Origin of the sequence: Phytopseudomonas punonensis, from assembly GCF_900142655.1 — a bacterium.
Lineage (GTDB): Bacteria > Pseudomonadota > Gammaproteobacteria > Pseudomonadales > Pseudomonadaceae > Aquipseudomonas > Aquipseudomonas punonensis.
This window is the reverse complement of record NZ_FRBQ01000002.1, coordinates 285,970-298,112: the sequence shown is the minus strand read 5'-3', so window position 1 is coordinate 298,112 and position 12,143 is coordinate 285,970. Positions and strand designations below refer to the sequence as shown.

The window sequence follows — 12,143 nt, the reverse complement described above, 5'->3', positions numbered from 1 at the left end:
GATGCTGAAGAAACTCGCCCTCACCGCCTGCTCGCTGCTGTTCACCGCCCACCTGATGGCGGCGGAAAACCCCACCGTGCTGCTGACCACCAGCCTCGGTGAAATCGAAGTGCAGCTCGATGAGCAGAAAGCGCCGATCAGCACCCAGAACTTCCTGGCCTACGTGGACAGCGGTTTCTACAAGGGCACCGTGTTCCATCGCGTGATTCCGGGCTTCATGGTGCAGGGCGGCGGCTTCGACGAGAGCATGCGCCAGAAACAGACCCAGGCACCGATCAAGAACGAAGCCGACAACGGCCTGCACAACGTGCGCGGCACACTGGCCATGGCCCGTACCCAGGTACGCGACTCGGCCACCAGCCAGTTCTTCATCAACCATGCCGACAACGCCTTCCTGGATAACGGCTCGCGCGACTTCGGCTACGCGGTATTCGGCAAGGTGACCCGTGGCATGGAAGTGGTCGACCGTATCGCCCAGGTACGCACCGCCAACCGCGCCGGCCAGCAGAACGTGCCGGTCGACCCGGTGGTGATTCTCGACGCCAAGCGCCTCTGATACTGCTACCCTCCCCCGGTAACCCACGCGCCTGAGCGCGTGGGTTTACCTCAGCGCCACGCGCTCCTGCCAATCGGCAGCCTTTCTTTATCCGCCATCCCCATCATTCGCCAGAGCAGACTGCACCCCATGTTGTTTCGCCGTTTCGAAAATCTGATCGACGTCTTCAAACCCAGCCCCGATGTAGCGCCGCCGGCCGGCATGCTGCGTTTCTACGCCCATTACCTGAAGCAGGTATGGCCGCCAGTGGTGGTGTTGCTGATCGTCGGCTTCTTCGTGGCGGTGATCGAGGTGGCGCTGTTCAGTTTTCTCGGCCAGCTGATCGACATGGCCCAGGCTACCGCTGATGCCAGCACCTTCTTCGCTGAGCACAGGAACGAGTTGCTGTGGATGGCTCTGGTGGCGCTGATCATCCGCCCGCTGGTATTTGGCCTGCACAACCTGCTCGTCCACCAGACGATCAATCCGGGGCTGACCAACCTGATCCGCTGGCAGAACCATCGCTATATGCTCAAGCAGAGCCTGACGTTCTTTCAGAACGACTTCGCCGGGCGCATTGCCCAGCGCGTCATGCAGACCGGCCCGTCGCTGCGCGAATCGGCCATGCAGGTGATCGACGCGCTGTGGCACGTGGTGGTCTACGCCGGCAGCGCGCTGTACCTGTTTGCCGAGGCGGACGTGCGACTGATCGCGCCGCTGACGCTATGGATCATCGGCTACAGCGCGGCACTCTGGTACTTCGTGCCGCGCATCAAGGAGCGTTCGGCTGCGGCTTCTGCCGCGCGCTCCAAAGTCATGGGCCGGGTGGTCGATGGCTACAGCAACGCCGCGACGCTCAAGCTGTTCGCCCACTCGCGTGAGGAAGAAACCTACGCCCGCGAGGCAATGACCGAGCTGCTCGACAAATTCCGCCAGCAGACGCGCATCATCACCAGCCTGGATTTCCTGATCACCTGCCTGAACGGTCTGTTGATCGTCGGCACTGGCGCTCTGGCCTTGTGGCTGTGGAGCGAATCGCTGATCAGCACCGGCGCCATCGCCCTGGCGCTGGGCCTGGTGATTCGCATCAACAACATGGCCGAATGGATCATGTGGGTGATCAACGGCATCTTCGAGAACGTCGGCACCGTGCAGGACGGCATGCAGACCATCGTTCAGCCGCGCGAAGTGCTCGACCGCGAAGACGCCAAGCCGCTGCAGGTGCAACAGGGCGGCGTGCGCTTCGACGACGTGCATTTCCACTACGGCAAGAAAGGCGGCGTGATCAGCGGCCTGAACATCGAGATTCGCCCCGGCGAGAAGATCGGCCTAGTGGGCCCTTCAGGCGCCGGCAAGTCGACCCTGGTCAACCTGCTACTGCGCCTCTATGACCTGGAAAGCGGGCGCATCCTAGTCGACGGACAGAACATCGCCGAGGTTAGCCAGGAAAGCCTGCGCGCCAATATCGGCGTGGTCACCCAGGACACCTCGCTGCTGCACCGCTCGATCCGCGACAACCTGCGCTACGGCCGGCCCGAGGCCAGCGATGAAGAACTCTGGGCCGCAGCCCGTAAAGCCCGCGCAGATGGTTTCATTGCCACACTCGACGACAGCCAGGGCGGCATGGGCTTCGAGGCCCAGGTTGGCGAGCGCGGCGTCAAGCTCTCCGGCGGTCAGCGCCAGCGCATCGCCATTGCCCGCGTGCTGCTCAAGGACGCACCGATTCTGGTGCTCGACGAAGCCACCTCGGCGCTGGATTCGGAAGTTGAGTCGGCGATTCAGGAAAGCCTCGACAGCCTCATGGACGGCAAGACTGTGATCGCTATCGCTCACCGCCTGTCGACCATCGCGCGGATGGACCGCCTGGTGGTGATCGACAAAGGCCAGGTAATCGAGACCGGCACCCACGCCGAACTGATCGCCCGCGGCGGCCTCTATGCGCGCCTGTGGCAACACCAAACTGGCGGCTTCGTCGGCGTCGACTGAGGCTCGCGAATTGGCATGTGTCAGCACACAAAATAGGCACTTCGTTAGCTAGCTAACATATATCAATTTTCATGATACTCACTAACGAGACCATCAATTTCCGCCGTTTCGGCTTTGCTGGTCATATGAGTCCACCAGGCAACGCAATCGAATAGGTCGATCAGGTTGCCGGTCATCGAACAATCGAGGACTCCATCATGAAAGTTGCAACCGCTATCACCGCCCTGCTCTCCAGCCTCGCTCCCGCCGTTTTCGCAGCCGACATACAGGCCAAACCGGGTGCAGGCCTGCCGACCGAGCAGTACCACTACGGCATGAAAGTCGATGTACAGAAAGTGCTCTATCGCACCGATGTTTCCGACAAACGCGGCGTAGTGCCGGTGATCATGGTTTACACCGACAGCCAGGGTGAAACCCACAAGATGAGTTTTCTCGAGTGGGGCGGCCGTTACGATGGCTGATCAGTCGCCTGCTGCACTGGCGCGCTGCGGGCAACCGCAGCGCGCAGCTGCGCTATCTCAGGCCTGCCGATACGGCAGCATCTCCCGCGCCTGTTCGGCGTAAGCCAGAACGCCCTCACGCTCCTCCTGCAGAACCCCCGCCACGGCATCACGCAAGCCTTCGTGCACCAAGTAGTGCCAGGAATGGGTGATGGTTGGCTCGAAGCCACGAATCAACTTGTGCTCGCCCTGAGCGCCCGCGTCAAAGCGCTGTAATCCCTGCGCGATCGCCTGCTCCATGCCTTGATAGAAACAGGTTTCGAAGTGCAGCCGATCAAACTCGGCCAAACAGCCCCAGTACCGCCCATACAGGCTGTCGCCGCCCCATAGGCTGAACGCCATGGCCACCGGCTGTGAGCCGCGACATGCCAATACCACGCGAATCGCCTCGGGCATGCGCTCGGCCAACAGACTGAAAAAGCTGCGAGTCAGGTACGGCGCCTGGCCGCGAATATGGTAGGTGTTGGCGTAGCAGTGATAGACGAAGTCCCACTCCGCTTCGCTCAACTGCTGCCCTTCGCGCCACTCGAAATCAATCCCCTGCCCGGCCACCTGCTCGCGCTCCTTGCGCATCTGCTTGCGCTTGCGTGAGCTGAGGGTGTCGAGGAAATCCTGAAAATCCCGGTAGCCGCGGTTGTGCCAGTGAAACTGACAGCCCAGGCGCTGCAGCCAACCGTTGCGCCCGCGCATCAGCGCATCACTCGCTGCATCGGTGAAATTCACGTGCAGGCCTGAAAGCCCTTGCTCTTCCAGAGTCGCGGTCAGCGCATCGAGCATCTGCGCTGCAGCTTCTGGAGAGCCGAGCAGGCGCTGACCAGTGACCGGTGAAAAGGGAATTGCGCCGAGTAACTTCGGGTAGTACGCGATATCGGCGCGGCGGCAGGCATCGGCCCAGCCGTGATCGAATACGTACTCGCCTTGAGAGTGATATTTGACGTAGGCCGGCAGCGCCGCCAACGGTTGGCCATCGCTGCCCAGCAGCACCTGATGGGCCGCCTGCCAGCCGCTGCGCCCGCCAACGCTCCCACTATCTTCCAGCGTGGAAAGAAAAGCGTGGCGCAGAAATGGCTGCGGCTCGGTAAGCAGGCCATCCCAGGTTGCGGCGTCGAGTTCGTTGAGGGCGTGCAGGCTGTAGACAGGCATCGGCAATATCCGCGGGCAATCAGCGCACACTATATCGCCAAGCGCACCACCAATAAAAAAACCCCGCCTACGGCGGGGTTCAAAGGAGTACCACGTTTGCAGGTGTTGCTTAGAACGCGTACTGAGCGCGGAAGACGAAACCGTCGCCGCTGTCATCGCCAGTACGAACGCCAGTGGTAGAAGCGTTGTAAACGTTCTCGGTATTGGCCTTGACGTACACGCCGCTGATTTTCACCGCTTCGTTGACGTACCAGTTGACGCCCAGGTTGTGCACTTTGGCTTCCAGGTCACCGACATCACGGGTAGCGGAAGCGGTCACCAGGTTGTCGTCTTCGACATTGATGCTGTCATAGCGGTAGAACACTTCCCACGCACCGATCTGCTTGTTCTCAGGCTTGATGGCGTCGAACTTGCCCAGTTTGTAGCCACGGGATTCGCCAGTCAGGGTGTAGGCTGCCTGTACGTAATAACCATCCGCCTCGATGTCCTGGAAGGCAGAGGAATCCGCCTTCAACTTACGTTTCATATACTCGCCCTGGATCGACAGCGGCCCCATTGCCCAGGCAGCTTCCAGGCCCAGAGCGGTATCGTCATCGTAGGAGCCAGCGACGGTGTTGTTGGCACCCGCGAATACAACGCGGTTACCGTTGGTGCCGGCGTCGTTACCACCGGTGGTTTCCACGCCACGCATGCCCAGGCGGCTACGGAAGCGTGTATCGATCACCGAGTCGGATACATCGCGGCGAGCGGCGTTGAAGCCTAGGTGCAGCACGTTGCCGGCTTCATGCAGGGGTGCAAATACACCGCGCAGGTTGACCTGTTTGTTGCTGTCGCCATCGGTGTCGTTGTTGTCCTTGGCAAACAGGCCACCGGACAGGTAGACCGAGTCACCGATGGTGCTGGAGGCCTGGATACCCATGCCGTTCTGGTGGCCGTTAGCCCAGTCGATCACGTCGTAGAAGGCGTTACGCTCTTGGGCGGTTACCCACTTGGAGCTGGTGGCCTTCTCCAGACCGAACTCGGGATCGAAGCGACCGACTTTGATGGAAACCGGCTTGAAGCCGTTATAGGCAATGGACGCCTCGTCGAAGTAGCCGTCTTCCGAGCTACCCGAGTTATGCGAGAAGTCGTAGTTCAGGGTATAGGCCCAATCGGTGAAGGCAACGCCGGAAATTTCCAGGAAGGCACGGCGGAAATAGGCAGCGTCGGCGCTATCACCGTTTCGGGTGTAAATACCGTCGAACGAACTGTAGTCAGCCTGCAGACGACCACCAATCTTGAAACCGAAAGCCTTGTCGGTGGTAGCAACCTCAAGGCCGCCCTTGGTTTTAACCACGATGTCAGCGCCGTCGGTGGTGACGGTACCGGCGAAAGCCTGGGCGGAAACGGCCAGAGCCAGGGCGCTGGCTGCGAAACCGGCGAAGTGCTTACGGATCATCGAGAATTCCCCTAATTGAACTTAAGTGCTGAAAAACACCCGAGCGTTGGGCTCGTTCGTGCTGGGGGAATCTTCGCGGCGGCTTATTTCAGCGCCGTTTCCGATATATAAATATTTGATGACAAGGGAACTTTTTAATCCCTTTGAATATAACGCTTGACAGCGAAACGCCCAGCCGAGTAGCTGGGTCCGCTGTATAGGGCGTTTTAGAGGGGTTTATCGATTTAAGCAGGCGGCACCTTGCGTGCCGCCTTTGTACGATCAGCGCTTGCGCAGAATCACGCTGCCGATGGAATAGCCGGCGCCGAATGAGCTGAGCACACCGAGTGAGCCGGCCGGCAAATCGTCCTGATTCTTGTGCAGGGCGATAACCGAGCCTGCCGAACTGGTGTTCGCGTAGGTGTCGAGAATCACCGGCGCTTCGTGGGCCTCCGGGTCACGGCCCAACAGCTTGCGGGCGATCAGTTGGTTCATGTTGAGGTTGGCCTGGTGCAGCCAGAAGCGCTTCACGTCGGCCACGCTCAGGTTGTTTTCCTGCAAGTGGTTGGCGATCAGCTCGGCAACCATCGGGCAGACCTCCTTGAACACCTTGCGCCCTTCCTGCACGAACAGCTTGTCGCCAGCCGCCTGGTTGCCGTCCTGCGCAGCGCGGTTGAGGAAACCGAAGTTATTGCGGATGTTATTGGAAAACTGGGTCAGCAGCTTGGTACCGACGATCTCGAACTGATGCTTTGACGTCGCCAGATCCGCACGTTCCAGAATCACCGCAGTAGCGGCGTCGCCAAAGATGAAATGGCTATCGCGGTCGCGGAAATTCAGGTGGCCGGTGCAGATTTCCGGGTTGACCATCAGGATCGCCCGCGCCTGGCCGAGCTGGATGCTGTTGGCCGCGGCCTGAATGCCGAAGGTGGCTGACGAGCACGCCACGTTCATATCGAAGCCGAAGCCCTGAATACCGAGCGCCGCCTGCACTTCGATGGCCACCGCCGGATAGGCGCGCTGCAGGTTCGAGCAGGCAACGATCACCCCATCGATATCTGCCGCAGTTTTACCGGCGCGGGCCAGCGCCTCTTCGGCAGCGGCGACCGCCATCTCGCAGAGAATGCCCCACTGCTCGTTATCACGCTCCGGAATAGACGGCACCATACGCTGCGGATCGAGGATGCCCTGCTTGTCGATCACGAAACGGCTCTTGATCCCCGAGGCCTTTTCGATAAAGGCGCTGTTCGACTCACTCAGCGCCTCTACCTCGCCGCGCTCGATGGCAGCAGCGTTGTCAGCGTTGAACTGCTGCACATAGGCATTGAAGGACGCCACCAACTCGTCGTTGGAGATGCTGTTGGCCGGGGTATAAAGGCCCGTACCGCTGATGACGACGTTATGCACGCTGCTTCCTCTTGTTCGTGGCGATAGCCTGGCAGACCGCGGCAAAGGGCCGGCGGCACTGGAGCACGGTCTGGCGCTGCTCGTCGCTGCACAACCCGTATTCACTGGCTCTCAAGTGTGCCACAGGCGCCGCGTTTTCGTCTGCACGCAGGTAACGAGGCGCAAGCCTGGCACGCCCGAGGCCACCGCAGGCATCGACGAACCGTGAGCGGCGGTCTAAATTGCCGCCGTCCCCCTCCTGCAACAAGGAAGCTGTATGAACCTGTCGCTGCTCAGCCGCTACGCCTTTTTCGCCTTTTGCGTGTTGTTCACTCTTGGCAGCCTGGCGTTCGTACAGCACGAATGGGTATGGCCACTGACCCTGGTGAGCGCCGTGTTGAGTTTGGTGGGTATTGGCGATCTGCTGCAAAAGCGCCACGCGGTGCGGCGTAACTATCCAATCCTGGGCAATATCCGTTATCTGGTCGAAGGCATCCGCCCGGAAATTCGTCAGTACCTGCTCGAAGGCGACAGCGAGCAACTGCCCTTCTCCCGCGCCCAGCGCTCGCTGGTGTACGCCCGGGCCAAGAACGAAGGCGCCGACAAACCGTTCGGTACCCTCAGCGATGTCTACCAGAATGGCTTCCAGTTCATCAGCCACTCGATGCGCCCGGCGCCGCTGGGCGACCCGGACAGCTTCCGGGTAGTCATCGGCGGGCCGCAGTGCAGCCAGCCTTACTCGGCGTCGCTGTTCAATATTTCCGCCATGAGCTTCGGCTCGCTTAGCGCCAACGCCATACGCGCGCTCAACAAGGGCGCAAAGCTGGGCAACTTCGCCCACGACACCGGCGAGGGCAGCATCAGCAGTTATCACCGCGAGCACGACGGCGACCTGATCTGGGAGCTGGGCAGCGGTTACTTCGGTTGCCGTACCGCCACCGGCAGCTTCGATGCCGAACGCTTTGCCGCTCAGGCGCAACGGCCGCAGGTGCGCATGATCGAGATCAAACTCAGCCAGGGTGCTAAACCCGGCCACGGCGGCATTCTGCCCAAGCACAAGATCACCCCGGAAATCGCCGAAACCCGTGGTGTGCCAATGGGCGAGGATTGCGTATCGCCGTCGCGCCACAGCGCTTTTGCAACACCCATCGAACTGCTGCAGTTCATCGCCCGCCTGCGGGAGCTGTCGGGCGGCAAGCCGGTTGGCTTCAAGTTCTGCCTGGGCCATCCGTGGGAGTTCATGGCCATCGCCAAGGCCATGCTGGAAACCGGCATCCTGCCGGACTTCATCGTCGTCGACGGCAAGGAAGGCGGCACCGGAGCAGCGCCTGTGGAGTTCACCGACCACCTAGGCGTGCCGATGCGTGAAGGCCTGCTGTTCGTACACAACACGCTGGTTGGCCTGAACCTGCGCGACAAGATCAAGCTCGGCGCCAGCGGCAAGATCGTCAGCGCCTTCGATATCGCCCGTGTGCTGGCGATTGGTGCCGACTGGGCAAACTCCGCACGCGGCTTCATGTTCGCCATCGGCTGCATCCAGAGCCAGAGCTGCCACACCAACAAATGCCCGACAGGCGTGGCCACCCAGGATCCGTTGCGTCAGCGTGCGTTGGTGGTCGAGGACAAGGCGCAGCGGGTGTACAACTTCCACCGCAACACCCTCAAGGCGCTGGCGGAAATGCTCGCCGCTGCCGGCCTCGACCATCCGGCGCAGATGGATGCACGGCACTTGGTGCAGCGGATGTCGGCCACAGAAATTCGCCTGTTCTCGCAGCAGCACGTGTTTCTCAAGCCAGGCGAGTTGCTCAGCGGACAGATCGAGGGCGAGTTTTACGCGAGGATGTGGAAGATGGCCCGCGCCGACAACTTCGACGCGGCGCCTGACGAGGCGCACCAGGGCGCCGCGTCAGACCGGCAGGTCAGCTGAGGCTGTCGTCGATGACCAGCACCAGCTTGCCGTTGACCTGGTTGCCTTCCAAAGTGGCATAAGCCTCCTGGGCCTCGGCAATCGGGAAGGTTCTGGCCAGCTGCGGTTTTAACCGCCCTTCGCTAAACAGCGGCCACACGTGCTGGCGCAGGTCGCGAAGCAGCTCGGCCTTGAACAGATCGTCGCGGTTACGCAGGGTCGAGCCGATCAGTTGGATACGCTTGCCGAGCACCAGCGCCATGTCCACCTCGGCCTTGCGCCCGCCCATCATGCCGATGTTCACCCAGCGCCCATCGAGCGCTAGCAGCTTGAGGTTCAGTGCCGCGTAACTGGCGCCAACCGGGTCGAGAATCACCTCGAAGGGGCCGAAGTCGTCCGGCACTTTCAGGCCGTCCTTGTCGCGAATAGCGCCGCCACTGGCGCCCAGGCTTTCGCAATACGCCAGGCGTTCCTGCGAACCAACGCTCACCCAGCAGGCACTACCAAAGGCCTTGCACAGCTGGATCGCTGCCGAGCCAACGCCACTGGCACCAGCATGCAACAGCACCTTCTCGCCAGGCTTCAAGCCGGCCAGCTGGAACAAATTGAGCCAGGCAGTGGCGTACACCTCGGGCAACGCAGCGGCTTCGTGCAGCGACAGGCCTTCCGGCACCGGCAGCACGTGGCGCGCATCGACTACGACCTCTTCGGCCACGCCGCCGCCAGCCAGCAACGCGCACACGCGATCGCCAACCTGCCAGTCATCGCAACCGGCGCCCACTTCACTGACGATGCCCGCACACTCCAGGCCCAGCGTGTCGCTGGCACCCGGCGGCGGCGGGTAATTGCCAGCCAGCTGCAACAGGTCGGCACGGTTCAAGCCCGCTGCCGCCACACGAATACGAACTTCCCCTACATCACAGGCTGGAGTGGGACGATCGACCCATTCCACCTGCCCTTCAACGCCTTGCAATGCTTTCACGGTGCCTCCATAGTGCATTCGAACCTGGCCCGTCGCTCAGCGACGGGCCTTTGCATTGCGCCGATGGAACCTGGCGCCCTCAAAGACGGCCTAATATGCGTTATCAACTGTCCCCACGTCGAATCAGCATGAAGCGATCCTTTCTCAGCGCTACCCTGGCCCTCGTTCTCGGGCTGGGCGCTTTACCCCTCGCAGCCAAAACCAACCAGGCCGATCAGTGGGAATACCTGCAGCCTGATCGTGATCAAGTGATCGCCAGCCTCAACGTGGTCGAGCTGCTGCAGCGTCATCACTACAGCAAGCCACCATTGGACGACGCCCGTTCGGAAAAGATCTATCAGGGTTACCTGAAGATGCTCGACCCGGCGCGCAGCTATTTCACCGCAGCGGATATCGCCGAATTCGACCGCTGGAAGGACAAGTTCGATGACCTTCTGAAGAAGGGCGACCTTGAACCAGGCTTCTATATTTACAAGCGTCAGCTCGAGCGCCAGCAGGATCGCCTGAACTACGTGCAAGGCTTGCTTGCCAAGGGCGTCGACAAGATCGACTTCAGCGTCGATGAAAACCTGTTGATCGACCGCGAGAAGGCCCCTTGGGCCAAGGACGTCGCCGAGCTAGACGACCTGTGGCGCAAACGCCTGAAAGATGAAGTGCTGCGCCTGAAACTGGCCGGCAAGGAACCCAAAGCGATTCAGGAACTGCTGACCAAACGCTACAAGGCCCAGCAAGCGCGCCTGCAGCAGACCCGCAGCGAGGACGTGTTCCAGGCGTATATCAACGCCTTCGCCATGACCTACGATCCGCACACCAACTACCTGTCGCCAGACAGCGCGGAAAACTTCGACATCAACATGAGCCTGTCCCTCGAGGGCATCGGCGCCGTGCTGCAGAGCGACAACGAGCACGTCAAAGTAGTGCGTCTGGTGCCAGCCGGCCCGGCCGAGAAGAGCAAGCAGATCTCGCCTGCCGACAAGATTGTCGGTGTTGGCCAGGGCGACGATGAAATCGTCGACGTGATCGGCTGGCGTCTCGATGAAGTGGTTAAGCTGATTCGCGGCCCGAAAGGCTCGAAGGTGCGCCTGGAAGTGATTCCGGCCAGCAACGCCCCGAACGACATGACCAGCAAGATCGTCAGCATCACCCGTGAAGCGGTGAAGCTCGAAGAGCAGGCGGCGAAGAAATCCATCCTCAAGCTCGAACAGGATGGTCGTCCCTACAAGCTGGGCATCATCGAAGTGCCTGCTTTCTATCTGGACTTCAAGGCGTTCCGCGCCGGTGACCCGGATTACAAGAGCACCACGCGTGACGTCAAGAAGCTGATTACCGAGTTGCAGGCCGACAAGGTCGACGGCATCGTCATCGACCTGCGCAACAACGGCGGCGGCTCGCTGCAAGAAGCCACCGAACTGACCGGCCTGTTCATCGATAAAGGCCCGACCGTACTGGTGCGCAACAGCGACGGTCGCGTCGATGTTCTGGCTGATGAACAGGATGGCGCCTTCTACAAAGGCCCGATGGCCGTGCTGGTCAACCGCCTGTCCGCCTCGGCTTCAGAGATTTTCGCCGGCGCCATGCAGGACTACCACCGCGCGCTGATCCTCGGTGGCCAGACCTTCGGCAAAGGCACCGTGCAGACCATCCAGCCACTCAACCACGGCGAGCTGAAGCTGACCCTGGCCAAGTTCTACCGTGTTTCCGGCCAGAGCACCCAGCACCGCGGCGTGGTGCCGGATATCGCCTACCCGGACGTGATGGACAACAAGGAAATCGGCGAAAGCGCCCTGCCCGAAGCCATGCCGTGGGACAGCATCCGCCCGGCGATCAAGCCTGAGCAGGATCCGATCAAGCCGTTCCTCACTGAACTGAAGAGCCGCTACGACGCCCGTACCGCCAACAATCCTGACTTCAACTTCGCCCGTGACCGCCTGGCGCTGTCCCGTGAGCTGATGGCCGAGAAGACCGTCAGCCTCAACGAAGCCAAACGCCGTGCCGAGCAGGCAGATATCGAGAAACGCCAATTGGCGATCGAGAATGCCCGCCGCAGCGCCAAAGGCGAAGAGCCGCTGAAAGAGCTGAAGAAGGAAGACGAGGACGACACGCTGGCACAAGCCGAAGAGGACAAGAAGACCAAGCCGGAAGACGACGCCTACCTGTCGGAAACCGGGCACATCCTGATCGATTACCTCAAGCTAAACACCCGCCTGGCCAAGCAGTGACAGCTGGCCGGTAGCAACACGAAGGGCGTCGCAAACACGACGCCCTTTTTATTGCCTGAACAAAACCTG

Annotated in this window: 9 protein-coding genes; 5 read left to right on the top strand and 4 right to left on the bottom strand. The window is 61.0% G+C overall.

Features of this window, described 5'->3' with window-relative positions:
* Position 1 precedes the first annotated feature (1 nt).
* From BUC40_RS08030 to BUC40_RS08020, 3 genes are all read left to right on the top strand, one after another.
* Entirely contained in the window at positions 2–556 is a 555-nt protein-coding gene (locus BUC40_RS08030; RefSeq protein ID WP_073264407.1) for a peptidylprolyl isomerase, read from the top strand.
* 129 nt (positions 557–685) lie between these two features.
* Entirely contained in the window at positions 686–2,521 is a 1,836-nt protein-coding gene (locus BUC40_RS08025; protein WP_073264405.1) for an ABC transporter ATP-binding protein, read from the top strand.
* Positions 2,522–2,718: 197 nt separating this feature from the next.
* The gene (locus BUC40_RS08020) at positions 2,719–2,982 is read left to right on the top strand and encodes a DUF2790 domain-containing protein (RefSeq protein ID WP_073264402.1); all 264 of its coding nucleotides are present in this window, start codon (positions 2,719–2,721) and stop codon (positions 2,980–2,982) included.
* 57 nt (positions 2,983–3,039) lie between these two features.
* On the opposite strand, the gene BUC40_RS08015 is transcribed toward BUC40_RS08020, so the two are convergent.
* The 3 genes from BUC40_RS08015 to BUC40_RS08005 form a co-directional block, all read right to left on the bottom strand.
* Entirely contained in the window at positions 3,040–4,164 is a 1,125-nt protein-coding gene (locus BUC40_RS08015) for a GNAT family N-acetyltransferase (protein ID WP_073264400.1), read from the bottom strand.
* Positions 4,165–4,273: 109 nt separating this feature from the next.
* Positions 4,274–5,602: an OprO/OprP family phosphate-selective porin gene (locus BUC40_RS08010; RefSeq protein WP_073264398.1), complete on the bottom strand. Its 1,329-nt coding sequence runs from the start codon at positions 5,600–5,602 to the stop codon at positions 4,274–4,276.
* 261 nt (positions 5,603–5,863) lie between these two features.
* Positions 5,864–6,988: a beta-ketoacyl-ACP synthase III gene (locus tag BUC40_RS08005; RefSeq protein WP_073264396.1), complete on the bottom strand. Its 1,125-nt coding sequence runs from the start codon at positions 6,986–6,988 to the stop codon at positions 5,864–5,866.
* A 256-nt stretch (positions 6,989–7,244) separates the two neighbouring features.
* Here BUC40_RS08005 and BUC40_RS08000 point away from each other — a divergent pair, with 256 nt between their 5' ends.
* Positions 7,245–8,894: an FMN-binding glutamate synthase family protein gene (locus BUC40_RS08000; RefSeq protein WP_073264394.1), complete on the top strand. Its 1,650-nt coding sequence runs from the start codon at positions 7,245–7,247 to the stop codon at positions 8,892–8,894.
* Here the strand turns inward: BUC40_RS08000 and BUC40_RS07995 are convergent.
* Complete coding sequence (locus BUC40_RS07995) at positions 8,887–9,855, bottom strand: NAD(P)H-quinone oxidoreductase (protein WP_073264392.1); 969 nt, start codon at positions 9,853–9,855, stop codon at positions 8,887–8,889. The genes BUC40_RS08000 and BUC40_RS07995 overlap by 8 nt on opposite strands.
* A gap of 128 nt (positions 9,856–9,983) precedes the next feature.
* Between BUC40_RS07995 and BUC40_RS07990 the strand changes: the two genes are divergently transcribed.
* Positions 9,984–12,074: a carboxy terminal-processing peptidase gene (locus BUC40_RS07990; protein WP_482811885.1), complete on the top strand. Its 2,091-nt coding sequence runs from the start codon at positions 9,984–9,986 to the stop codon at positions 12,072–12,074.
* The last annotated feature ends 69 nt before the right edge of the window (positions 12,075–12,143 follow it).